The organism is Vibrio sp. T3Y01 (assembly GCF_013114525.1).
GTDB classification, from domain to species: domain Bacteria; phylum Pseudomonadota; class Gammaproteobacteria; order Enterobacterales; family Vibrionaceae; genus Vibrio; species Vibrio chagasii_B.
Genome location: NZ_VTXJ01000028.1, coordinates 13565 through 36182 on the forward strand (window position 1 = coordinate 13565; position 22618 = coordinate 36182).

The 22618-nt window shown below is 45.3% G+C and carries 26 protein-coding genes; 18 read left to right on the forward strand and 8 right to left on the reverse strand.

The genetic code is table 11. From position 1 onward, the window contains the following. Nucleotide 1 precedes the first annotated feature (1 nt). The 3 genes from flgB to F0232_RS22205 all read right to left on the reverse strand — a co-directional run bounded on the left by flgB (nt 2) and on the right by F0232_RS22205 (nt 2418). Nucleotides 2–397 (reverse strand): flagellar basal body rod protein FlgB, encoded by a 396-nt coding sequence (flgB, locus tag F0232_RS22195; protein ID WP_004739719.1) that lies wholly within the window; start codon nt 395–397, stop codon nt 2–4. 255 nt (nt 398–652) lie between these two features. Next, the gene (locus F0232_RS22200; RefSeq protein WP_060983619.1) at nt 653–1480 is read right to left on the reverse strand and encodes a protein-glutamate O-methyltransferase; all 828 of its coding nucleotides are present in this window, start codon (nt 1478–1480) and stop codon (nt 653–655) included. An 11-nt stretch (nt 1481–1491) separates the two neighbouring features. Continuing rightward, the gene (locus tag F0232_RS22205; RefSeq protein ID WP_004739721.1) at nt 1492–2418 is read right to left on the reverse strand and encodes a chemotaxis protein CheV; all 927 of its coding nucleotides are present in this window, start codon (nt 2416–2418) and stop codon (nt 1492–1494) included. A 77-nt stretch (nt 2419–2495) separates the two neighbouring features. Between F0232_RS22205 and flgA the strand changes: the two genes are divergently transcribed. The 3 genes from flgA to F0232_RS22220 all read left to right on the forward strand — a co-directional run bounded on the left by flgA (nt 2496) and on the right by F0232_RS22220 (nt 4226). Continuing rightward, nucleotides 2496–3242, forward strand: a complete 747-nt coding sequence (flgA, locus tag F0232_RS22210; RefSeq protein ID WP_032498317.1) for a flagellar basal body P-ring formation chaperone FlgA — start codon at nt 2496–2498, stop codon at nt 3240–3242. A 178-nt stretch (nt 3243–3420) separates the two neighbouring features. After that, the gene (gene flgM / locus F0232_RS22215) at nt 3421–3738 is read left to right on the forward strand and encodes a flagellar biosynthesis anti-sigma factor FlgM (protein ID WP_061034108.1); all 318 of its coding nucleotides are present in this window, start codon (nt 3421–3423) and stop codon (nt 3736–3738) included. Between the two features lie 62 nt (nt 3739–3800). Continuing rightward, nucleotides 3801–4226 (forward strand): flagella synthesis protein FlgN, encoded by a 426-nt coding sequence (locus F0232_RS22220; protein WP_004739725.1) that lies wholly within the window; start codon nt 3801–3803, stop codon nt 4224–4226. 275 nt (nt 4227–4501) lie between these two features. Here the strand turns inward: F0232_RS22220 and flgP are convergent, their stop codons facing one another. Beyond that, nucleotides 4502–4933 carry a flagellar assembly lipoprotein FlgP gene (gene flgP / locus F0232_RS22225; protein WP_008218224.1) on the reverse strand — a complete coding sequence of 144 codons (432 nt, stop codon included), beginning with the start codon at nt 4931–4933 and terminating at the stop codon, nt 4502–4504. 9 nt (nt 4934–4942) lie between these two features. Continuing rightward, nucleotides 4943–5578 (reverse strand): FlgO family outer membrane protein, encoded by a 636-nt coding sequence (locus F0232_RS22230; protein ID WP_032498316.1) that lies wholly within the window; start codon nt 5576–5578, stop codon nt 4943–4945. Nucleotides 5579–5770: 192 nt separating this feature from the next. On the opposite strand from F0232_RS22230, the gene F0232_RS22235 reads away from it, so the two are divergent. Together F0232_RS22235 and F0232_RS22240 are read left to right on the forward strand one after the other, a co-directional pair. Next, complete coding sequence (locus F0232_RS22235; protein ID WP_061034110.1) at nt 5771–6904, forward strand: flagellar assembly protein FlgT; 1134 nt, start codon at nt 5771–5773, stop codon at nt 6902–6904. A 139-nt stretch (nt 6905–7043) separates the two neighbouring features. Continuing rightward, on the forward strand, nt 7044–7550 hold the full coding sequence (locus F0232_RS22240; RefSeq protein WP_061034111.1) for a hypothetical protein: 507 nt from the start codon (nt 7044–7046) through the stop codon (nt 7548–7550). 123 nt (nt 7551–7673) lie between these two features. Here F0232_RS22240 and F0232_RS22245 read toward each other — a convergent pair whose 3' ends face one another. Genes F0232_RS22245 through F0232_RS22255 form a run of 3 tightly spaced genes read right to left on the reverse strand, consistent with a single transcriptional unit; the run spans nt 7674 to nt 10433 of the window. Further along, nucleotides 7674–8915, reverse strand: coding sequence for an NAD(P)/FAD-dependent oxidoreductase (locus F0232_RS22245; protein WP_105059160.1), 1242 nt, complete (start codon nt 8913–8915; stop codon nt 7674–7676). Nucleotides 8916–8940: 25 nt separating this feature from the next. Beyond that, a complete protein-coding gene (locus tag F0232_RS22250; protein ID WP_105059159.1) occupies nt 8941–10014 on the reverse strand; it encodes a methyltransferase in 1074 nt (357 codons plus the stop codon). 29 nt (nt 10015–10043) lie between these two features. Then, on the reverse strand, nt 10044–10433 hold the full coding sequence (locus F0232_RS22255) for a hypothetical protein (protein ID WP_061034114.1): 390 nt from the start codon (nt 10431–10433) through the stop codon (nt 10044–10046). Between the two features lie 72 nt (nt 10434–10505). Between F0232_RS22255 and F0232_RS22260 the strand changes: the two genes are divergently transcribed. The 13 genes from F0232_RS22260 to F0232_RS22320 all read left to right on the forward strand — a co-directional run bounded on the left by F0232_RS22260 (nt 10506) and on the right by F0232_RS22320 (nt 22616). Then, nucleotides 10506–11273, forward strand: a complete 768-nt coding sequence (locus F0232_RS22260) for a beta-ketoacyl synthase chain length factor (protein ID WP_105059158.1) — start codon at nt 10506–10508, stop codon at nt 11271–11273. Beyond that, a complete protein-coding gene (locus F0232_RS22265; RefSeq protein ID WP_105059157.1) occupies nt 11273–12043 on the forward strand; it encodes a 1-acyl-sn-glycerol-3-phosphate acyltransferase in 771 nt (256 codons plus the stop codon). The genes F0232_RS22260 and F0232_RS22265 overlap by 1 nt, the downstream gene beginning before the upstream one ends. A gap of 105 nt (nt 12044–12148) precedes the next feature. Then, nucleotides 12149–12409 (forward strand): phosphopantetheine-binding protein, encoded by a 261-nt coding sequence (locus tag F0232_RS22270; RefSeq protein ID WP_061034117.1) that lies wholly within the window; start codon nt 12149–12151, stop codon nt 12407–12409. 10 nt (nt 12410–12419) lie between these two features. Continuing rightward, a complete protein-coding gene (locus F0232_RS22275; protein ID WP_004739745.1) occupies nt 12420–12677 on the forward strand; it encodes an acyl carrier protein in 258 nt (85 codons plus the stop codon). Then, a complete protein-coding gene (locus F0232_RS22280; RefSeq protein ID WP_105059156.1) occupies nt 12677–13234 on the forward strand; it encodes a septation protein IspZ in 558 nt (185 codons plus the stop codon). Before F0232_RS22275 ends, F0232_RS22280 begins: the two co-directional genes overlap by 1 nt. A 6-nt stretch (nt 13235–13240) precedes the next feature. Next, nucleotides 13241–14629 carry an AMP-binding protein gene (locus F0232_RS22285; protein ID WP_105059155.1) on the forward strand — a complete coding sequence of 463 codons (1389 nt, stop codon included), beginning with the start codon at nt 13241–13243 and terminating at the stop codon, nt 14627–14629. Nucleotides 14630–14717: 88 nt separating this feature from the next. Then, nucleotides 14718–15080, forward strand: a complete 363-nt coding sequence (locus F0232_RS22290; protein WP_105059154.1) for a 3-hydroxyacyl-ACP dehydratase — start codon at nt 14718–14720, stop codon at nt 15078–15080. Continuing rightward, the gene (locus F0232_RS22295; protein ID WP_105059153.1) at nt 15073–16872 is read left to right on the forward strand and encodes a glycosyltransferase; all 1800 of its coding nucleotides are present in this window, start codon (nt 15073–15075) and stop codon (nt 16870–16872) included. The genes F0232_RS22290 and F0232_RS22295 overlap by 8 nt, the downstream gene beginning before the upstream one ends. Further along, the gene (gene hutH / locus F0232_RS22300) at nt 16850–18394 is read left to right on the forward strand and encodes a histidine ammonia-lyase (protein ID WP_105059152.1); all 1545 of its coding nucleotides are present in this window, start codon (nt 16850–16852) and stop codon (nt 18392–18394) included. Before F0232_RS22295 ends, hutH begins: the two co-directional genes overlap by 23 nt. Nucleotides 18395–18484: 90 nt before the next feature. Continuing rightward, complete coding sequence (locus F0232_RS22305) at nt 18485–18985, forward strand: thioesterase family protein (protein WP_061034123.1); 501 nt, start codon at nt 18485–18487, stop codon at nt 18983–18985. Continuing rightward, entirely contained in the window at nt 18972–19652 is a 681-nt protein-coding gene (locus F0232_RS22310; RefSeq protein ID WP_105059151.1) for an outer membrane lipoprotein carrier protein LolA, read from the forward strand. The genes F0232_RS22305 and F0232_RS22310 overlap by 14 nt, the downstream gene beginning before the upstream one ends. Continuing rightward, nucleotides 19624–21996 (forward strand): MMPL family transporter, encoded by a 2373-nt coding sequence (locus tag F0232_RS22315; RefSeq protein WP_105059150.1) that lies wholly within the window; start codon nt 19624–19626, stop codon nt 21994–21996. Before F0232_RS22310 ends, F0232_RS22315 begins: the two co-directional genes overlap by 29 nt. Then, entirely contained in the window at nt 21993–22616 is a 624-nt protein-coding gene (locus F0232_RS22320; protein ID WP_105059149.1) for a DUF3261 domain-containing protein, read from the forward strand. Before F0232_RS22315 ends, F0232_RS22320 begins: the two co-directional genes overlap by 4 nt. The last annotated feature ends 2 nt before the right edge of the window (nt 22617–22618 follow it).

The following is a 22618-nucleotide window of genomic DNA, read 5'->3' on the forward strand; positions in this document are numbered from 1 at the left end:
ATTATTCCCCTTTAATCGCTTTAGTTAAATTCTTGAACTTACTTCCAAGGAAGTCGAGAGAGGCTTGATGCCTAATTTGGTTTTGCATGAAAAGGTTTCTTTCCAAATCCAAATCAACCGTGTTGCCATCTCCTGTATCAGGTTGGGTAGGAATTCGATACTTCGTTTCCCCGTTCACCGTCGTTTCGGCAGAAATGTGCCGACCGTCTGTGCGGCTAAGACCAATGCTTGCCCCAGAACTTGCCGCCTGCAGTGATTTCTTAAAGTCTAATCCCTTTGCTTTATACCCAGGCGTGTTTGCTTGCGCGATATTGGTGGAAAGCACCTCAGCGTTACGCTCACGTACACCAACTGTGTGTTGGTGAATGCCTAAAGCATTATCAAAAGAAATAGCCATCTAAACCTCAACTCAAGAACTGACTGTTATGAAATAACCAAAGCAATATATATACCAACTTTTAAAACGAAGTGGTCTATTTATACTTTTACAGGTTACTCGTGGGTAAACTTGCAATATACAAGCCAAAAAATAGAGTAAATTGGAATGTCACTCTGACTTAAAGATATAGGTTAAGCCGGAAAAAGAAAGCCCAGCACTTGGCTGGGTTTTAAAATTATTCAGTAATGTCACACCATATTTAGGTGGCGGCAATTACTTCAATTTGTAGATGATACCTGGGTTACAACGAACCATTTCAAAACGATCGGTTAAGCCTGTTAACGATTCAGACGCACCCAATAGTAAGTAACCACCAGGGTTCAGGCTATTTGCCATCTGGTTAAGTACCTTTGACTTCATATCAGGCGAGAAGTAAATCAGCACGTTACGACAGAAAATGATGTCGAACTTGCCTAACAATGCATAGCTGTCCATCAAGTTCTGAGGGCGGAAGTTCACCATGCGCTTGACGTTATCTTTCACTTTCATACGGCCATCGCCCGCATCTTCAAAGAAAGTACGACGGCGCTCTGGAGAAAGCCCACGTCCCAATGCAAGGTTGTCGTAAGCGCCAGTACGGCACATATCCAACATACTTGCTGAGATGTCAGTTGCGGTAATCGATACATTTGGCAGCATACCTGGCTTACGAGCTTGAGTTTCAAGAATCGTCATTGCCATTGAGTATGCTTCTTGGCCTGAAGAGCTTGCCGCAGACCAAATCTTAATAGGACGTTTATTTGCCGCTATTTCCGGTAGAAGCTTATCCGCAAGCACAGCAAACGGGTAAGTATCTCGGAACCAAAGTGTCTCGTTCGTCGTCATAGCATCCACTGCTGCCACTCGCAACTCACGGTTTCGCCCCGTCACTACATCTCTCAATAAATCAGACAGCGAAGCTAGGTTAAACTTTGCTACTAATGGGCTTAGGCGGCTGCGCACCAAGTACTGTTTGCTGTCACCTAATACAATGCCACATTGAGATTCTAAGAAACGGCTGAAATCGCGATACTCTTGATCACTTATTGTTATAGCAGTCATTAATGTCTCTTTTAGTTAGTTAACGCAGCTTTAACGGCTGCACCAAGCTCATCAGGATTGAACTTAGCAATGAAGGAGTTTGCTCCAACACGCTCAACCATGGCTTGGTTAAATACACCACTCAAAGATGAGTGTAAAATTACGTATAAATCTTTTAGTTCAGCGTGACGGCGAATCTCAGCAGTCAGCGTATAGCCATCCATCTCTGGCATTTCGATATCTGAAATCACCAATGAAATCTGATCGTAAATACTGCCCTCTGCTGACATCTGCATCAGTTTCTCGTAGGCTTCTTTACCATCTTTCACGGCAATCACTTCAAAACCAATCGACTCAATAGCGCGTTGAACCTGTTTACGTGCAACGGTTGAGTCATCAGCAATCAAGATGCGGCGAACGAGTTCTTTTTCTTGTTCTACTTCTGCGATTTCTTCAGCAATCTTGCTGTCCATGGTTTCATCAACAGGCGAAATTTCAGCTAGGATTTTTTCAACATCAAGAATTTCAACCAGTTCATTATCGATGTTGGTTACCGCTGTCAGATAGTTCGCTTTACCAGCGCCATCTGGCGGCGGAAGAATCGATTCCCAGTGCATGTTGATAATGCGCTCTACTGAACTAACCAAGAAACCTTGAATGGTTCGGTTGAACTCAGAGATAACCACAAAACACTTTTCAACATCCGTTGTCGGACGGCCACCAATCGCTAAGCTCAGGTCGATCACAGAGATCGTTTGGCCACGAATGTGTGCGACACCTTTAACCAGTGGGTTCAAGTTTGGCATCTTCGTCAGCTTAGGGCATTGAAGCACTTCTTTTACTTTAAAGACATTAATGCCGTAACGCTGACGCCCCATTAGGCGAAAGGTTAGTAATTCTAATCGGTTTTGACCGACGAGTTGCGTACGCTGATTCACCGAATCAAGAATACCCGTCATGAGCTCATCTCCATATCAAACTTTTTTGTATAAAAAGTGTTAGTCTACTGCAGGCTACGAACCACCAGAGAAACGGAATGACGTATTATAAAACAAATTTGCCACCTCTTTCCATAGCAATGTGTAGAGCTACTTTTAAAACTGTCGCTAAGTTTATCGGCATTTTATCAATATTGTTTAGTTTTTTTGTGCAAGCTGCGACCCCAGAACAAATTGAGATGATTCAGTCTGCGGCGGAGCAACACATCCTTGATACCGTTGAACAGCCACGAGGCGGCGAACTCTTTGTTAATTCAGCAAATGTTGACTCAAGAATCAAAGCAACAGACTGCCCGGTTCCTCTTGAGACAAGTGCCTCAACCACCACCAATACCCGCAGCAGTATTACGGTTTTAGTGCAATGTGTTCCTGATGAGTGGCGAGTTTATGTACCGGTACGTCTTTCGATGTCGGTGCCGCTTGTGACGACTACTCGAGCACTAGCGAGAGGCGAAATTATCGGTCAATACGATGTGACAACCGCGATGATTTCTCTTAACAAATTCCGTCGCCAAGGCTTCACCGCTCCAGAGCAAGTTATCGGCGCCAAGGTAAAAAAGAACCTAAGGCCGGGTGACGTTGTCGAAAGGGGTGACATTTGTGTCGTATGTCGAAACGAGAAGGTTATCATACAGGCAGTAAAAGGTGGCATGACCATTACTACTAAAGGCACAGCGCTAACTGATGGCTCTATGGGTGATCAAGTAAGAGTGAAAAATGATAAATCACAGCGTATAATTGAAGGTATTGTTACCAACATGTCTGAAGTCACGGTTTACTTTTAACTCTCTACTTCTCAATTGGCGGTACCGTTAGCTATTTCGCTTTCGACTCTAGCATTGAAATACGTAGCTTCAGTGTTATATCCCTTTTCGACTAAAGAGCGAAAAATTGCTAAAGTAATCGAACCCTTGGTCGATATTGACTGTACAGGTTCCCATTTTTGAAGAAAAAGGCTTAACTATGGCAGGCATTGATAACATTCGTTCAGGGCAAACCCTAACGACCACTAACCGATCAGCAGTACGCTCTGATTCTAGTTCCGAGTCATCACGCTCTGATGTTTCAACTAAATCACCAGCGAGCAAAGATGCGGTTTCACTAAGCCAACAAGGCAAAGCGATCGGTCAACTCCACCAAGACATGGCAGCAAACCCAAGCTTTGACTCTGCAAAAGTTGCAGCAATCAAAGAAGCGATCGCGAACGGTTCATACACAGTTGACCCAGAAAAACTGGCCGACAATATGATGAAGTTCGAAAACGAATTAAAAGGTCTTTAAGTTCTCCCCTCTTGTACTGAGTGCTTAACTTAAGACACACAAGGTTATTGATAGGTTACGTTATGGCGGCACTAGCAGATTTAGTTAATTTCCAACTTCAAAATGCCAAAGCCTTATCTGAGCTACTAAGTTCAGAGAAAACCGCTATTACAAGCCGACAATCGACAGATATTGAGCGAATTGCCAAGGAAAAAGTGGTCCTTGTCGAACAGCTAAGATCAACCGATCAACGCATCGCTGCCCATAGCAATATCTCAGAACTGACCGAGAATCCTGAACTCGCTCAGTTAGTCTCAACCATCAAGTCTATTGTGCACGATTGTCATCAAGCGAACCTGGTGAATGGCGAAGCCCTAAATCGAGCACACCTCAGCTTCAAAAAACTCAGCAACATGATGCAACAAAGCCACGGTAAAATTGGCATGACTTACAACGCCGGTGGTCAAACGCACACTATTTCAACGTTGGGAACCAACGTAAAAGCTTAGTTAAGCTACACCTTTTCGATAACACCATTGTTTTTTCCTATCTGTATCTGTATCTGTATCTGTATCTGTATCTGCATCTGCATCTGCATCTCAGCCTATCTACATTTCGACTCCAATCAAACACCCACATATCTGAAAGTACGCCCAAGACAGCAAAAACAAAAAGCGGCAAGTATTTTCATACTTGCCGCTTTCTCATTCATATGAGTTATTGGTTGCCGATACGCCATCTGGAAAGCGACTGGCGGCCAATATCATTTATTCATGCTCCGATACTAGAACAGCGTTTGTTGTCTCTTCTCAGGTACAGCCTGAACTTCGCCGTAGTTACGTAATTGATCCATCTTGCGGATATCCAACTGAAGCTCAGTCACATAGCTATCGCCAACTGGGTAACTGCGCACGACTTCTGCACCGCGGATAACCCCATCAACCGCACCTGATGTGCGCTCTGTACCAAGACGTTGGTCTTCAAGTTCAGCACGGCCACTGACTCGCATCCCATAAACTTGTTCCGCAAGTTCACGATAGGCATCGATCTTAGAGGCTCTCATCGCACGGATGCGCTTCTCTTCGTCGTTGCGACCTTTTTGCTCACTGATACTCGCGTAACCAACAGCAACCAAGAAATCGTCTGGTCTCATGCTCTGCAAAGGCTGACAGCCAACAAGCAGTAAAGCAGCAACCACAAATATTAACTTCTTCATCTCGAACTCCTAAGGGCGAAGAATAACAGTATAAGGCTGACTGATCGTTGGGTCAGAACGAATGATCACGCCATCTTGAGTTCGAATACTGTTCAGAGTATCGAGGTCACGGCCAATACGGTCTGCAGGCAAAAAGCCTTGTGCCGAAGCCACGACAATACGAGTTTGCATGCCCACCACTCGAGCATTAACAAGCACACCGCCCTCTTGGCGCAGCATAGTACCCGTTAGTACGTATTGAACGTCTTGCTCTTGAGCTAAGTCTTTCCAGTCACGGCTAATCGCAAAGTCACCTTGATGAGTCACTTGGATAGAACCCGTGGTTTTAAAATCGACCACCTTGAAGCCACGACGTTGAAACTGATGAATGAAGCCTTCAGATACTGAATTACCAAGCCAGTTTGTTGTGTCCATGTGTTGCAGGTCAACAAACGAGGTGATCGCGATAGGCGTTCTTGCTGAGATACTGGTGTTCGACACGATCAAGTCTTCAGTCATGCTTTCAACGAAGAAATCCATGGTGTGACGAGGGCTGTCCATCAGCATGAACTGACTGCCGGCATACTCAGTCTTGCCGTTATAGATCGGCGAATAAGCGCATGATGTCAGCAACATGACACTCATTACTACGAGCCATTTTTTCATTCTCTAATCTCCAGATAGTTTTAGTGCTACCTGTTCCAATATGTTCTCGCCATTATTCTTTTCAATGGATTACAATGTTGGAACAGTCTTTGCTTTTCATTAATGGTTCAGATTAAGAAAAACGCACTTAAGTCAGCTTCAAGCTTATAGTTATTTGTTAAGCAATATTTATACCCAACTGGTAACGAATAGATGAAAAAAATAATTTCTTACTTATTTTCAATAGGTTCACTGATAATCATAAGCTTCAGTGCTCATGCCTCATGGTATGAAGTTACCGGTACCGCAACCATCGTCTCGTCAGAAGAGACGGCAAGGATCCACGCTCTGGAAGACGCGGTCTATAAGGCCGTTCAGTTCTCGGGGGCTGACATTGGCAGTATTGCGAACCTGACGCCTTATCTCGATGGCAAGAAAAAGGAATACCAATTTACTAACCACGAAGTACGCTACATCTTGGTTGATAAAGAGAAGAAACGCGGTGGCAATTTAATGATCACCGCAAGAGTCGACATCTACCCTTCGGCAAATGCTTGCCATGAGAGCCAATACAAGAAAACCTTCTTGGTGGGGAATATCGATGTCACCTCTCCACAACAAGCCGTGATGGGAAGAATCTACAACATCGGTGATGATTTCGGCCACGTGGTTGATAGGCAGCTAGCAAAAGAGTCTCGCAGCTTTGTTTCTGTCGGTACCACCAATTACGACATCGACAAACGTCAACCTGAAGTGATCAAGATGATCGCTCAAGACACGGGCGCGCAATACATTATCGGTGGTGACATTACCGATTTAACGGCAACCATCGAATCCAAGCTATTAAAAGATGACATCATCAACCGTCAGTTTGCATTAGAGATGCAAGTATTTGATGGTAAGACAGGTCATCAAATCTACACCCGTAGCTATCGTGAAGTAGCAAAGTGGCCATTTGCTAAAACCAGTGAAGTTGACACTCGCAGTGCTCGTTTCTGGGCATCGACCTACGGCAGCATGATGCTTCGTGTTAGCCGTAACATCATGTTGGACTTAGAGTCTGAAGTGTCTTGTAAGATCACGCTTCCTGAAGTTGCAGCCGTCTTCGGTAACACAGTGACCATTGATTTGGGCCGAATGCATGGCGTACAACAGGGTGACAAACTGCAGCTATGGCACACAGGTTCGTTTATCGACCAACGAGGTTTACCTCGCAATAAAGTCTCACAAAGCGATATCACACTGACCGTTTCTCGCGTCTACGAGAACGAAGCTGAACTGACGATTGATCAGCCAAGCCTGGCGGGAAGCATTCAAATTGGTGATGTGATGCAAAAAATCATGTAGTTAGCAGCACTCTAAACTCATAGTTTCTAATAAAGCCTTAGCACCTCTGTTAAGGCTTTAATTTTTTCATGGGTATTAGTTTCGGTTTTTACGTATTTGTCGTAACCTTACTAATAACATAATCATCATTTAGCAAGCTATGAGTCAGAATAATCTAATTGGTGCTACCGGCTATCGCTTTATTTCGAAAGGTAAGACCGCTTTTAAGATCCACATCCACACACCAGAAGACACGGTACTGCACCGGTCTGTCGGTTTTGTTCGTATGGGCGAAGAAAAAGCACTCAAGAAAACCATCAAATTGAGAGACGAGCTGGGTAAAGAGCTTTGGGGTAAGTTTTGGAAGAAGGTTCTCAAGGAGCCTTACCTAATGACGCGCCTTCCGCATAGTTTAGAGCCTAAGATTGTATTCAAGCCAAACCCAACACAAACTGACCCTGAACATCGTGATGAGTGCTATATAGCCAAATGGCGCGTGTTCTCCGATAACGGCGATTACAAATACAAAACCAAGGTCTGCTCCATCAGAAAGCACGGTCGACTGGCCGCATACAGCCAAACTAAACGCGCACTACTTGACGCTCACAAAGACGTGATTGATTTACTCATATTCATGGGACGCCTCAACAGCATCGACCTGAAGTAGCTTTAAATTCCAATCAGTTTACCTAATGAATCAGATACAAAAACAGCCGCATTTGCGGCTGTTTTTTTATTTTTAGAGCAATGAGATAGAACTATCACGATGGCAAAGCACTAAATAGACCATCTAGCTTCGGCAAATCTCTGCCAGTGTCGTCAATCGGCGTTTTGAATCTTTCACATAAGGATTGGTTTGATCCCATGCGTAGCCCGCTAAAATCGAGCACACCATTTGTTTAATCTTAGGGTTGGGATCCTGATAGAAAATCACATCCTGCAGAGTACCGGAGTACCAACCTTCAACGTACGTTCTGAAGGTGTTTACGCCAACCATCAGCGGGTCCGCGTATTCACGTTCCCAATCGACCGTCTCACCATTGAGCTGCTTTTCCACACACTCAACCGCAAACTGCGCCGACTTCATGGCAATCGTCACGCCTGACGAGAACACAGGATCAAGAAACTCACCAGCATTACCCAGTAGTGCGTATTTGTCAGTTGCAAGGTGTTTAACGTTGGCAGAGTAACCACCGATTTCACCCGCAGGGTTTGGGTACTCAGCGTTTGCCAATATTTCAGCCAAACCCGGCTCTTCCATTGCCAATTGCTTAATCGCGGCAATCTTATCTTCAGGGTAAGACTCAAAGAACTTCGGCTCCCCTACCACACCAAATGAAGAAACACCGTTGCTAAACGGGATCAACCAATACCAGACATCAGGATTGGTTGGGTGCACAGAGATTAGGATTTTGTTTCGGTCATAATCTAGCTCAGTATCCACCTCAGCGATATGATCGTTAATATGCGTGAAAATAGCTTTTCGAGGTGGAAGTGATGATTGCTCTTCCAGATCAAGCATCTTCGGCAACACTCGACCAAAACCACTGCCATCCAAAACGTACTGTGCTTCGAGCTGATAGCTTTCTCCATCAAGTACTTGAACATCTAAAATAGTGCTGTCGTCGGTAAAATTAATGCCCGTCAACTCATGCTGGTAATCAATAGTGACACCTTGTGCCTCAGCAGTATCTGCAAGCACCTTATCAAAAGCACCACGTTGAACCTGAAAAGTGGTTCCCGGCCCTGTAGAGAACTTATCCTCAAAATTGAACGCGGTGTACACGCCATTTTTACGAAATGCTGCGCCATCTTTGTATTGGAAGTTAGCCTTGGTCACCGCGTCGGTCATGCCCGCTTGTTCAATCACTTCCATACAAGCGGGTAGTAGGCTTTCGCCAATTGAGAAGCGAGGGAACACGCTCTTTTCGATTACTCGAACATCGATGCCTTTTTTGTGCAATAAAGACGCGGCAATAGACCCTGATGGCCCAGCTCCGATGATCACTACTTGAGTAGACAGTTTTTTCATTAATTTAAGCCATGTTTGTTATGTGTTATTGCGCGCTAGCTTTCAATTCAAGAAGCGTATGACCAAGACCAATATCATCGGTACGAGTCACCACTTCAAAGCCAGCTTCTTCAACTATCTCTAAGAAATCTTCACTGCGGTAAAAACGACTGTTGCCGTTTGCCAAGCAGGTAAAGTAAAGCGAAGTCGCGTTTAAGCTATACGAAGCTGCATCGTATTTCTGTGCATCCCAGAACAATTCAAGGATATAAACGGTCGCTTGTTCTGACATATGAGAGCGGACACGCTTTAAGATGCTAAGGATTTCCATTGGCGAGAAACAATCGAGGAATTGACTCATCCACCACACATCCGCACCCGTTGGCAGCGCTTGTTGCTTATCTAGCATGTTGGCCGGGAAAGGCGTCACTCTGTTTTGATGGCCATGTTGCTTAGCGTTCGCCATTGCCATTTCTAACTGCTGTGGCAAATCAACAATCGTGACTTCAACATCAGAATCATGGTTGCAACACTGCATTGCCCACTTACCGGTATTGCCGCCAATATCCACCAGCGATTTAGGTTTCTTGCTGAAAACCTTCTCAAGCAAAACGGGGAATGAGCGATCAGAATAGAAATGATCGAACTTGAACCAGCTCTCTTTCGCTTTTTCAGGTAATTGAGACAAGCCTTGGTAGATCGTCTCCCAATCCCCTAGCTCCTTCAAACCAGCAGGAGTGCCCTCTTCAATCGCTTCAGTGAGATGCATCATCGCGGCATAACAAACATCGGCTGTGAAATCCATGTTTGCGTTGGTCATGCCATCATGCAACAGGTAGAAACCAAGGTTGGCTATCTTATAGTTAGGCTTTTCCCAAACAACAATATGAGCGCTAAGCGCCATATCAAGTAACACTTTCACACCATATTCAGATACACCTGTTATTTCTGAAATAGTCTCAGCAGGTAAGCCATCGCTCCCGGCATCATCGAGCGCTTTTAAAATACCTAAATCACGAAGTGTACGAGCAGTATGAAAAACAATAGGAGCAAAAGATAATTTTTGTGCTTCTGTTTTTGCTTCTAATGCATTGAATGGATCTAATTTATATTCCGACACGAAAAACCTAACTTATAAATAATAGAGGGTTACTCAGCTGCCATTTGTGCAAGCTTACGTTTAATATCAACGTTTAAGTTATTAACCCAGCGGTTGTAATTACGGTGTATTTCACCATCGTCATACTTCAAATTCTCTGATTCAACGTAAAGAATAGAGTAAAATTTGTCGTTATAAGGGATATCAACCACTGCGTGATGTGAACGAACATACAATTCAGCGCGGATCAAACCAGGTTTAATCTCAGAAACTAACCAGCCTCGATTTTCAGCAGATTCATAAATAGCTGATTTCACCTGTTTACTTTGAAGATTATGTGCAACTGGAGTATCCTCAACATTCATTACAGGCTGGACACGTCCACACCCTGCAAGAACCAATATGAATAACATTGAAACGGCTATTTTTAGTAATTTCATTTAAATTCCTTACCTGTGTTTATTTATAAGCACGCATAGTATTTAGTTAGACCCAAAGCAAATCAATACTCTATGTCAAATCAATCCCAATTAATGTCGTTTAATATTGAGAAATGGTCTGCAAACTCGGCTGGTCTCAATTCTGATGCCGAATGGCAAGCCTGGAGCACTAATTTAGATTGGCCGCAAGATGGCTCAACTGAATTTAAAGCGATCCCACCGATGATGCGCCGCCGAATGAGCCTACAAAGTAAATTGGCCGTTCAAACTGCATTGACACTCTTAAAAGACAACTCGATTGATTATCTGGTTTTTGCCAGTCGACATGGTGAACTGCACCGAACCGCAACCTTGATCCAGTCGATATTGGAAGGTGATGATGCCTCGCCAATGGCGTTTTCACAGTCCGTGCATAATACAGCCGCAGGGTTAACTACCATCGCAGCGAAAGCACCAATCCCTCTGACCTCTATCGCGGCCGGCCAAGATACTTTCCACAACGCTTTGATTGAAGCCTATCTTTACCTGAATCAATATCCATCGCATCGTGTTTTAGTTATCGATTTCGACCAGCCTTTACCTGAGCTCTATCAAGAGTTCGAAGCTCAAAATTATGCCGACTATGCGCTAGGGTTAGTGCTCACCTCAGGAAGTGATTACTCAGTATCAAGAGCTGTAACTTCAGTATCAAAGTCTGTAGCTAACGAAAGCTCAGCCACTCCTTTACCACAAGGCTTGCAGGCGCTACAAAACATCCTTCTAGGTTCACAGAGCTGGACCATAACAGGTAAGCATCAAGATTGGACTTGGACAAACAACGCGAAAGCCGGAGAACTATAATGAGCAAGGTCGACCAATATTGGCGAGTATTCGCGACAGGCCTCTGCTTTACCATCTTCGGCTTGGGAGGCCTAATTCTCAGCTTCTTGATCTTGCCATCTATCGCGCTCATCACTCCTAACACCATTCAGCGTGAGCTCAGAGCTCAACGATTGATTCGCTTCTCATTCAATGCCTTCTGCCAGATCATGAAATTCACAGGCGCAATAGATTATCGAATTGATGGTGCGGAACTACTGCGAGAAGATCGCAACTGTATCATCGTCGCCAATCACCCAAGTTTGATTGACTATGTACTGATCGCCTCGCAACTTCCTCAATGTGATTGCCTCGTTAAAGCAGCCATTTGGGAAAACCCATTTATGAAAAGGATCGTAAAAGCCGCGGGCTACATACCCAATCAGGCTCCCGACGATCTTTTAGAACGCTGTGAAGAGCGCTTTTCGCGCGGGAATGTGTTACTTGTTTTTCCCGAAGGCACTCGCACAACGCCCGGAATTGAACCATCCTTACAGCGTGGTGCGGCACAAATTGCCACCCGAACACAAACCGATTTACGGGTGATTCATATTACGGTTTCTCCGACATTCTTAACGAAAGAGAAAAAATGGTATCAAGTTCCTGTGACGAAGCCCTTTTTTCATGTCGCGGTGAAAGGTAAAATAGAAGTCGCACCATTTATTGAAGGCTCAAATAATTTAACTTCGGCAGCAAGACGCCTTAATCATCATCTTGCACAAACAATTTTCCCTTCCGAAGAAAACATTTAGCGTATCAATAACATAACAGGCGATATCGGCATTTCGAAAATACCTCATATAATGTAGAATCGCCCCCTTAAAGCAGCATTTAGACAAAGCATTAAGTAGGCCAAAGTGGAAACATTACACAACGAACTGAAACAACTGATCATCGACGCATTAAATCTTGAAGACATGAGCATTGATGAGATTGAAACGGAAGCTCCACTGTTTGGTGATGGACTAGGACTAGATTCTATTGATGCACTAGAACTTGGCCTTGCTATCAAGAAGAAGTACAACATCGTAATTGATGCTGATGATTCAAACACTCGCGAGCATTTTGCATCGGTTGAAAACCTAGCGAAGTACATCTCATCTCAAACGAACAACTAGACAGATCTTTATGACACAAGCTAACCAACAAGAAGTATACAACCAGGTTAAAGATGCGCTGATTGAGCTGTTCGAGCTTGATGCTGAAGATATCACACCAGAAGCTCATCTTTATCTTGATCTAGACCTAGACAGCATTGATGCGGTTGATTTGGTCGTTCACCTACAGAACGTAACAGGTAAGAAGATCAAGCCTGAAGAGTTCAAAGCAGTGCGCACCGTTAATGACGTTGTAGAGTCTGTGGTTGAACTATTGAAGGACGCATAATGCGTCCTCTGCTGACTTTGCTGTCGGCAATCATACTTTTCACATATCCAATAGCGGTTTACTTTGGACTCAACAAGTTTGGCCTGCAAACCGTGGGTATCGTCTTGGCCGTTATCTTTGCTGTTCGCATTTTTACCGGCGGCCAGGCAAAAATCAAAGAGCTAAAACACCTAGCTTGGATCAGTGGAAGTGCTGGTATTGTTCTGCTGACATTAGGTTTAGCCTTTAAGCAGCATGGCTGGCTAACCTATTATCCCGTTATCGTTAATGTTTGCATGCTGGCTGTATTTGCTTCAAGCCTATGGCAACCACAAACGATTATCGAACGTCTTGCTCGCCTTCAAGAGCCTGAGCTTCCACAAAGTGGCATTGATTACACCAGAAAAGTTACCAAAGTCTGGTGCTTGTTCTTCGTTATCAACGGCTCTATTGCTTTTTACACCTGCTTCCAACCGCTAGAAGTATGGACCCTATACAATGGCTTACTCAGCTATCTGTTTGCAGGGGTGCTCTTTGCCGGGGAATGGGTAGTAAGACAACGCATTCGTCAGAGTTAAATTGTTATGACCCAAACCGTATCTTACACCTCGTTGTCTGAACTTCTCAGCCAGAACAGAGCCCCTGAATCTATTGTCTGCTTTAACGACAATAGTGAGATTACGTGGCAAGCCTTTAACGACGACTTATCTCAACTCGTGCACCTTTTATCTTCATCCCCTTTTCAACGAGTTGCGATTTGTACCCAAGATAGCTACCTATTTTCGATAGCATTTTTAGCGTGTGCAGCAGCGAACAAACACATCATCTTACCGGGTAACTACCAACCTTGTGCACTTGCTGAGTTAAGTGAACAGTTTGATTGCCTGCTAGTTGATGGCTCGATTGGCGAAGTTGAGGTAAGTGACGTTCGCAATATCCAAACCTTATTGGACTCAAGCACCGAACTACAAAAGCCTCTAACCGGTGCTCTTACGACCATTGATTTGGCAACAATCCCATTAACTCTGTTTACTTCAGGTTCCAGCGGTACGCCAAAAGCGATAGATAAAACGTTAGAACACCTAGATATTGAGACCGCTCAGTTAAACAAAAACTGGGGCGAATTACTCAAGAATAACCGAGTCCAAAGTACGGTCTCGCACCAACATATCTATGGTTTACTGTTTAGAATTTTATGGCCACTCAGCTCTGGTGTTCCGTTTGCTCGCAACAACCTCGAGTACCCTGAACAAATTCTGTCTCATGCCAATAAAAACTGTGTTCTGATCAGCAGCCCTGCACTACTGAAGCGATTAAAGCATGAGACCAACAAGGTACAACTTGCAGGAATCTTCTCTTCGGGTGGCCCATTGCCTACCGAGTCGGCTCACCAGTCACGAGATCTACTAGGACATTTACCTATCGAGGTATTTGGCAGCACAGAGACCGGTGGCATCGCCTTTCGCCAACAAGAGAGCGCTCAAACCCCTTGGCAGCTTTTTGACTGTATTGAGGCTAGTCTCAACAGTGAGAATTGCATTAAGTTATTGTCGCCGTATATCGATAAGAACAACTGGTATCAAACCGCTGATGAGTGCGAGATGGTCTCGGAGAATCAATTCATATTGAAGGGCCGAACCGACCGAGTGATCAAGATAGAAGAAAAACGAGTATCACTGGTTGAAGTGGAGAAACGACTGGAGCAACTGCCTTGGATAAGTGAGTGCGTGGTGATTCCATTTGAGGAGCCTGAACGATTAATCTTAGCCTCTGTTTTGGTATTATCAGATGAAGGCCAAGCCGCTCTATCGACCATGAGCAAAGGTAAATTCTGGTTGATGCTGCGTACAGAGCTCAGAAAGTGGTTAGAGCCAATCGCTATCCCACGAAAGTATCGTATTGTTGATGAGATCCCTCTCAACAGCCAAGGCAAGCGATTAACATCTCACATAGAACAGCTAATAAAATCATAGAAACCGCTGATCGTATTTTACACTGAGATTATCTTTTTATATTTTTGTCAAAGAGCCAATATTTGCCCAAGGATTCTAAGCACGCCCTATGGATAAAAGAAAACCAAACATCATTACTGTAGACACGGTAGAAAATGAATCGACCCTGACACTTCATGTTAGCGGAGATATCACCGATTTTAAGGGGCACTTCAAGAGCTTCCCTATTCTACCGGGCGTCACGCAAATTGATTGGGCACTTCACTACGCAGTCCAAGAGTTAGGCGTTCCTGGTTTCTTTAAAGGCATGGAAGTCATTAAGTTCCAAGAGCCTATCCTGCCTGACGCTACAATCCAGCTATCACTCAAATGGGATGCTGACAAAGACAAGCTGAGCTTTAGTTACACCTCGAACAACGGTGAACAGACCCACTCTTCAGGCAAAATGAAGCTGGGAGAAAAAAGTGAATAGCGCTCCCGTCGAGGCTACTTCTCAACACCCAACAGAAGAAAGCAGCTACAAGGCTTGCTTCCTTATCCCGTGCTTTAACCATGGCGCAACCATGCCTACTGTGGTCTCGTCGCTCCATCACTTTGAGTTGCCGATCATCATCGTCGACGATGGCAGTGAACTGACCACAAAACAGTTTCTAGCTCCTCTTGCAGAGCACTCACACGTAACCTTGGTGACACTTGACCAGAACCAAGGCAAAGGCGGTGCAGTAAAGGCCGGTATCAAAAAAGCACACGAACTCGGCTTTAGCCACGCCATTCAAATTGATGCTGACGGACAACACGACCTTGAAGCCTTACCAACATTAATTAAGGCATCACAAGCTAAGCCACAACGTCTGATATCAGGTCAGCCTGTCTACGACGAGAGTGTGCCAAAGGCGAGACTGTACGGGCGCTACGCGACACACATTTGGGTATGGATAGAAACCCTTTCTTTATCAATTAAAGACAGCATGTGCGGCTTTAGAGCGTACCCTATCAACCAAACACAAGCGGTACTTAGCAAATACGATATTGGCTCTAGAATGGACTTCGATATCGAAATTCTAGTTCGCCTGTACTGGGAAGGCTGCGACATAGACTTCGTTGAAACTCGAGTCATCTATCCTGAAAACGGCATCTCTCATTTCGATGCATTGTGGGATAACATCAAAATCAGTTGGATGCATACGCGCCTGTTCTTCGGCATGTTGCCAAGAGCACCAAAGCTGATTGCTCGCCATTTCAAATCCGATTCTGCTGAAAGTTACCAAGCTTCATCGACGGATTCAGAACTGCAAACTTCAGAGCAACCGCACTGGTCTCGCACCCAGGAACGCGGCACCGTGTTAGGTATCAAACTGTTATTAGCCATTTATACCTTGTTAGGTCGCGGTGTGTTCAACCTTATTCTGCGTGCCGTCATGCGTTACTACCACTTAACGGGCAAGCGCGCGCGAAACGCTTCTGAGCAATACTTGTTTCAGTTGAAGGCCTATGCGGAACAGCAAAATATTGAGTTACCCGGCGAACTAACCAGCTACAACCATCTGCTTTCGTTTGGGCATACCATGCTCGACAAGCTTGCGGCATGGAAAGGCGATTTCTCAGTAGAGAACCTCACCATCCATGGCCAAGACCAATTCGAAAACATGGTGGCAAATAAGCAAGGTGTGCTGATTTTAGGCTCACACCTAGGCAACATTGAATTATGTCGCGCTTTAGGTCGCAGACACTCAAACATCAAAATCAATGCGCTGGTTTTTACAGAACACGCAGAGCGTTTTAATTCAGTAATGAAAGCGGTTAATCCGCAGTCAGATCTAAACCTAATTCAAGTGACTTCAATGGGGCCTGATACGGCTATCCTTTTACAGCAGAAGTTAGAGCAAGGTGAGTGGATCGTTATTGTCGGGGATAGAACTTCCACCAGCAAAGAGAGCCGCTCGGTATGGGCAGAGTTCTTGGGTAAGGAAGCGCCGTTCCCTCAAGGGCCATTTATGTTAGCCTCTGTACTCAAAGCACCCGTATTTTTGCTATTTGGGTTACGTGACGATTCACAAGCAAACCCGCACTTTAATGTCTATTTCGAGCATTTTAGCGACAGAATCGAGCTACCCAGAAAAACACGCGAACAATCTTTAAAGCAAGTCGTTCAACAATACGCAGACCGACTTCAGCACTACACACTGAAAGCACCGCTTCAGTGGTACAACTTTTTTAATTTTTGGACATTGAGCAAGCACCATGACGAAAAAGAATCCAAATAGCATCACCTTTGGTGCCGAACGCCTCACAATTGAGGATGTTGTCGCTATCTCACAGGGCGCAAAAGCCTCGATGAACACCAGTGACGAGTTCACTTCAAAAATCGACCGCGGTGTAGCATTCCTAGAGCGCCTACTTAAAGAAGAAGGCGTGATTTACGGCGTTACAACAGGTTACGGTGACTCTTGTACGGTTGCGATTCCGCCAAGCCTTGTCGATGAACTGCCTCTTCACCTAACACGCTTCCACGGTTGTGGCTTGGGTGACATACTGTCTCACGAGCAAGCACGTGCGGTACTTGCAACTCGTCTTTGTTCGCTCTCACAAGGTGTATCTGGTGTGACTCATGATCTGCTTAACCAGATCGTTACCCTTATCAACCAAGATATCTCACCGCGTATTCCTCAAGAAGGATCGGTGGGTGCCAGTGGCGACTTAACACCTCTGTCTTACTTAGCAGCCGCGTTGATTGGGGAGCGTGATGTCATCTACAAAGGTGAAGTACGCCCAACCAGTGACGTCTACAAAGAGCTAGGCATTAGCCCTATTAAGCTTAAGCCAAAAGAAGGCTTGGCATTGATGAATGGTACGTCTGTCATGACGGCATTAGCGTGTATCGCTTATAAGCGTGCAGAATACCTAGCTCAGCTATCAACTAAGATCACGGCTATGGTATCGGTCGGTATGCACGGCAATGACTTCCACTTCGATGAAGCCTTGTTCGCAGTAAAACCTCATCCGGGTCAACAACAAGTTGCGGCATGGCTGCGTGATGATCTGCAAGCAGATCGCCCGCCACGTAACAGTGACCGCCTACAAGATCGTTACTCTCTGCGCTGTGCTCCACATGTTATCGGTGTGGTTCAAGACTCTCTACCTTGGCTTCGCCAGATGATCGAGAACGAGTTAAACAGTGCAAACGACAACCCAATTATCGACGGTGATAACGAACGCGTACTGCACGGTGGACACTTCTATGGTGGTCATATCGCAATGGCAATGGATACACTAAAAACTGCCGTAGCCAACCTTGCTGACCTGCTTGATCGCCAAATGGCCCAGCTGATGGATTACAAGTTCAACAACGGCTTACCATTCAACCTAACGGGTGCTGAAGGCGAACGTAAACCAATCAACCACGGCTTCAAAGCAGTACAGATCGGCGTGTCAGCTTGGACAGCAGAAGCATTGAAACACACCATGCCTGCAAGTGTGTTCTCTCGCTCAACTGAGTGTCACAACCAAGACAAAGTAAGCATGGGCACCATTGCTGCTCGTGACTGTTTACGTGTTCTAGAGCTAACCGAACAAGTCGCGGCAGCGTCACTTCTGGCTGGTACGCAAGCGCTTGAACTTCGTAAACGCCACAATGAACTTGATGAGCACCACATGAGTGAGAACCTCAAGCACATTCGCGACGAAGTACTGAAAGAGTTTGAGTTTATTGTCGAGGACCGTCCGCTGGAAGGCGATCTACGCCACTTTATTTCTCGTATTCAAAATCAGCATTGGTCACTTTACTAAAAGAACTTTACTCATAGAGTAGTTAACCTCATAAAGTAGCTAAGTTCATATAGTAACCAACCCTTTACGCAATATTGTTGAGAGCGATTTATGTCTGAAATCCTTCATCCATTACAATCTGAGGTGACACTTGTCACCTCATTCCAAGATGCCGACCCAATGGGTGTGATCTATCACGGCAACTACTTCCGATTTTTTGAAGAAGTAAGACGCATCATGATGGATAAGATTGAATACAACTACCATGAGATGAAGGATTCAGGTTACATGTGGCCTATCATCGATACCCGCGTAAAATACATTAAGGCGATACCGTTTAATCACAAGATTAAGGTCACGGCGAAGCTCACCGAGTGGGAAAACCGCCTGCGCGTCGATTATGAAATTCATGATGCTCTAACAGGCGCTCGCATGACACGTGCTCACACAATGCAGGTTGCGGTAACCATTGAAGAGCAAGAGATGTGCTTTGCTTCACCGAAAGTGTTTACCGACAAGGTAGAACACTGGCACCAGTTTGGCTGCTTACCTCTAGCTGAACATCAATCTCAGGCCTCTAACCCACAGCAGGTGAATCATGAGTCTGTTTAAACTCAGTCGTAAACACATCAGCGGCTTGCTGTTAGGACTCGCTGCGATGATTGCGAGTGGCCTTGCTAGCGCTAGTCAAAACACCGCTGCCGTCGGTTCTATTTCAGAACTGCAAACGGTGTTGAGTGAAAATAGCATTGTTCGTGGCGAGTTTACTCAAACACGCAATATGGAAATGTTCGCCCAGCCTCTGACGTCGCAAGGTACATTCCTATTAGACAAATCAAACGGCCTACTCTGGACACAAACCACACCGTTTCCGGTGAACTTAGTGCTCACCGACAACAAGTTGAGCCAAAGGTTTGCCGACCAGCCCGCAAAGATCATCACTGATAAAGAAAACCCAATGGCGTTTTATTTCAGCCATATTTTCCTATCTGTGTTCCACGGTGATACACAAAAACTTCAAGACCAATTCTCACTGTCATTCCAGCCTGCAACCGTGCAAAGCTCAGACCATAACACAGGATCTTGGACACTGACTCTTAAGCCCAAAAGCGCGCCAATGAATGCAGTATTTGAGGCCATCACGCTGCAAGGCAACGGTGATATTGAGCGTATCGAGTTAAAAGAGATTCGTGGAGATAGCACGGTGATCGAATTTAGCCAGCTAAGCCACCAACCGGAAGTATTGTCAGATGCCGAAGCGCAACAATTTCAACTCTAAGCTCGCCCTTGTCTGGCTAGTAATTGCGGCGCTTTTTAGCGGACTGTTGATTAAACAGTTCGCTTTTTCTTCTTCAGTGCCGATCGAAAGCAACATCATGAAATTGCTGCCTGAAAATCAGCAAGATCCTATGGTTGAACAAGCTTTCCAGCAGATTTCCAACTCGATGAGTGAGCAAGTGGTATTTATCTTGAGTGGATCAGACATCAAGAACACCATCGCGGCAACCAAAGTCTTTGAAAAAGCACTCAATCACGACTCATTTTCAGGTGGTTCAGTACTCTTCAAACACGTGCAAGGTAAAATCAACTCGAGCACACAAAGCCAATGGAGTGACTTCTACTTCCGTCATCGAGCTCAACTACTAACAGAGCAACAAAAAGAGACTCTGACGCACGCACCAGAGTCACGTGCTCAGTATGTGATTCAATCCTTGTACAACCCTTTTTCAGGCGTGACAGCGACCGAGCTAACCTTAGACCCATTCCTGCTATTCCGTGACTATATAAGCGAGGTGGGCACCCGCTCGAGTAACTTTGGGCTTAAAGATGGCTATCTCACCGCTCAATCTCAAGAGCAATCACATATCCTCGTTACCGCGACGCTCGCGGGCTCTCCTTATAGCTTGGCAATTCAAGAACAGCTTCCTGCGTTAGATACTTTAGAGCGAGACATTGAGAAGCAATTTGACGTTAAAGTTCAGCACACTGGCGTAGTTTTCTACGCAAATTACGGTACTCAAAGTGCGAAGTCTGAAATCAGCACTATTGGCTTAGGGTCATTAGCGGGCGTAATTTTATTGGTGTGGTTAACCTTTCGTAGCGCACTGCCACTTGCCTTGTCGTTGCTCTCAATTAGCACGGGGTTATTGGTCGCACTGGCGTGCACCGTCGCTATCTTTGGCAAGGTCCACCTATTCAGCTTGGTGTTTGGAGCGAGCTTGATTGGCGTATCCATTGATTACTCATTCCATTACCTCACTGACCGTTTGGCCGCAGGAAGCCGATGGCAGAGTGATAAAGGGCTAAAGCACATCTTAGTTGCCATCACCCTGGGTTTAATCACTAGCTTAATCGGATATCTAGGGCTGCTGGTTGCGCCCTTCCCTGGCCTACAGCAACTTGCGCTATTCTCGTCTATCGGGCTTATCGCCGCCTACGCTAGCGTGGTGTGCTGGTACCCTGTATTGGCCTCTAAACCAAGCCAAGAGCGAGCGCTTCCTTTGGCCGGCCTTTGGCAGACATGGTTAAACTTGTGGAGCAACCCCAGATTTAGAATCGGCTTGCCATTGATAGTGACCGTCTTAAGTTTGGCGTCAATCACCCAGGTCCGCTACGACGACGATATCAGGCAACTTCAAGCAATGCCTGACGAGCTAAAACAACAAGAGCAGGCCATATCAGAAATATCTGGCCTAGGCAGTGCTCAGAACATGCTGTTAGTTACTGCCGAAAGCAACCAAGCGCTGCTCAATAAGTTAGCGTTGATCAGCTCTAATCTTGATAACTTAGTCGCTCTGCAAGCTATCTCAGGTTATCGCAGCGTCAATCAACACCTACCAAGTGAACAAGAACAACACCAAAACTATCAGCTAGTTAAGCAACTTTATGATAGTCAAAACACCACATTGCAAAGTACGCTTGGCTGGCCGAGCTTCCCAGAGCTTCCTAAATACAGTCCGATCACGCTCGATGAGTTTCTATTGTCGCCTGTATCAGAGCCGATTCGTCCGCTTTGGTTACAACCAATCAATAACCAAGCAGCGTCGGTTATCATGATCAAAGACGTCATTAACACTGAGCTGTTCTCACAGTGGTTGGAGTCAGACTTCGCTCAGCAACAGGGTGTGAAATACCTCAATAAAGCAGATGAAATCTCCTCTCTTTTTGCTGAGTACCGCGTCAAAATTACCGAGCTGTTATTGATTGCCTTCGCTGCTATTGGCATGGTGCTAGGTTGGCGATATGGCGTGAAACAAAGCCTATTAATGCTTCTACCATCTCTTATCGCAGGTGTAGCGGGGTTAGCGGTGACTGGCGTTTTAGGCTCAACATTGAACCTATTTAATCTGCTTGGTTTGATTCTGATTTTAGGGATCGGTATCGACTATACCCTGTTCTTTGCGGAGCAGAAGAAGTCGCTAAGCACCCTATTAGCGATCACTTTGTCTGGCCTCACGACACTGCTGTCATTCGGCTTACTGTCACTGAGTCAGACTCATGCTATTCATAGCTTCGGGATTACCGTGTTAACCGGAATTTTTGTGGCGTGGCTGCTCTCCCCACTCGCGATCAACAATGAGCAAGCCACAGAAAAGAACAAACCTCGTGAGGCCTTTAGATGAACAAGACGATCAAGATAGCACTCGCTGTCGTATTTAGCTTCCTACTCAATGCCTGTTCACTGGTTTCTCAACAACCGACAGGTGCAAGTGTCGCAATCGATCAAGAGACAGAATTAGCCTTACCCCTTCCTGCGGATCTTGGATACTCATTGACGGCAAGTCAGTTGATCAGCGCGACTTGGCAAGAGGATACCCAGCAGTTACCGGTTCAAGTTGAAGTCACGCCCGATAAAGTCGTTTTGGCGGGCTTCTCTTCTTGGGGTACACGCATCTTATCGCTGCAGTATCAAAACCAAGCCATTGAAACACAAGTGCTATCTGGCCTCGGAGCTACCCTACCTCAGCCCGAACAAGTACTGTTTAATTTAATGCTCACCTTGTGGCCTGCAGAAGCATGGGCCCAACCGCTACAAGGTATTGGGTGGCATTTGGTCGATACAGATAACAGCCGCACTGTGTTTGATGACAAGAAGCAGGCAATCATCCGAATTGATTACCAAGCACAACCGAATACACACAAAACAGCAGGCAACATTGTTTTTAAACATTTGACCCAAGGCTACACCATTACGATACAAACGTTGAATTCAACGATTATCGATAACCCAAGTAAGAGCTAAAC

Excerpts from the sequence above, each read along its gene's own strand:
- flgB (WP_004739719.1), bottom strand. The coding sequence starts at position 397 with ATGGCTATTTCTTTTGATAATGCTTTAGGCATTCACCAACACACAGTT.
- F0232_RS22200 (WP_060983619.1), bottom strand. The coding sequence starts at position 1,480 with ATGACTGCTATAACAATAAGTGATCAAGAGTATCGCGATTTCAGCCGT.
- F0232_RS22205 (WP_004739721.1), bottom strand. The coding sequence starts at position 2,418 with ATGACGGGTATTCTTGATTCGGTGAATCAGCGTACGCAACTCGTCGGT.
- flgA (WP_032498317.1), top strand. The coding sequence starts at position 2,496 with ATGACGTATTATAAAACAAATTTGCCACCTCTTTCCATAGCAATGTGT.
- flgM (WP_061034108.1), top strand. The coding sequence starts at position 3,421 with ATGGCAGGCATTGATAACATTCGTTCAGGGCAAACCCTAACGACCACT.
- F0232_RS22220 (WP_004739725.1), top strand. The coding sequence starts at position 3,801 with ATGGCGGCACTAGCAGATTTAGTTAATTTCCAACTTCAAAATGCCAAA.
- flgP (WP_008218224.1), bottom strand. The coding sequence starts at position 4,933 with ATGAAGAAGTTAATATTTGTGGTTGCTGCTTTACTGCTTGTTGGCTGT.
- F0232_RS22230 (WP_032498316.1), bottom strand. The coding sequence starts at position 5,578 with ATGAAAAAATGGCTCGTAGTAATGAGTGTCATGTTGCTGACATCATGC.
- F0232_RS22235 (WP_061034110.1), top strand. The coding sequence starts at position 5,771 with ATGAAAAAAATAATTTCTTACTTATTTTCAATAGGTTCACTGATAATC.
- F0232_RS22240 (WP_061034111.1), top strand. The coding sequence starts at position 7,044 with ATGAGTCAGAATAATCTAATTGGTGCTACCGGCTATCGCTTTATTTCG.
- F0232_RS22245 (WP_105059160.1), bottom strand. The coding sequence starts at position 8,915 with ATGAAAAAACTGTCTACTCAAGTAGTGATCATCGGAGCTGGGCCATCA.
- F0232_RS22255 (WP_061034114.1), bottom strand. The coding sequence starts at position 10,433 with ATGAAATTACTAAAAATAGCCGTTTCAATGTTATTCATATTGGTTCTT.
- F0232_RS22260 (WP_105059158.1), top strand. The coding sequence starts at position 10,506 with ATGTCAAATCAATCCCAATTAATGTCGTTTAATATTGAGAAATGGTCT.
- F0232_RS22265 (WP_105059157.1), top strand. The coding sequence starts at position 11,273 with ATGAGCAAGGTCGACCAATATTGGCGAGTATTCGCGACAGGCCTCTGC.
- F0232_RS22275 (WP_004739745.1), top strand. The coding sequence starts at position 12,420 with ATGACACAAGCTAACCAACAAGAAGTATACAACCAGGTTAAAGATGCG.
- F0232_RS22280 (WP_105059156.1), top strand. The coding sequence starts at position 12,677 with ATGCGTCCTCTGCTGACTTTGCTGTCGGCAATCATACTTTTCACATAT.
- F0232_RS22285 (WP_105059155.1), top strand. The coding sequence starts at position 13,241 with ATGACCCAAACCGTATCTTACACCTCGTTGTCTGAACTTCTCAGCCAG.
- F0232_RS22290 (WP_105059154.1), top strand. The coding sequence starts at position 14,718 with ATGGATAAAAGAAAACCAAACATCATTACTGTAGACACGGTAGAAAAT.
- hutH (WP_105059152.1), top strand. The coding sequence starts at position 16,850 with ATGACGAAAAAGAATCCAAATAGCATCACCTTTGGTGCCGAACGCCTC.
- F0232_RS22305 (WP_061034123.1), top strand. The coding sequence starts at position 18,485 with ATGTCTGAAATCCTTCATCCATTACAATCTGAGGTGACACTTGTCACC.
- F0232_RS22310 (WP_105059151.1), top strand. The coding sequence starts at position 18,972 with ATGAGTCTGTTTAAACTCAGTCGTAAACACATCAGCGGCTTGCTGTTA.
- F0232_RS22315 (WP_105059150.1), top strand. The coding sequence starts at position 19,624 with ATGCCGAAGCGCAACAATTTCAACTCTAAGCTCGCCCTTGTCTGGCTA.
- F0232_RS22320 (WP_105059149.1), top strand. The coding sequence starts at position 21,993 with ATGAACAAGACGATCAAGATAGCACTCGCTGTCGTATTTAGCTTCCTA.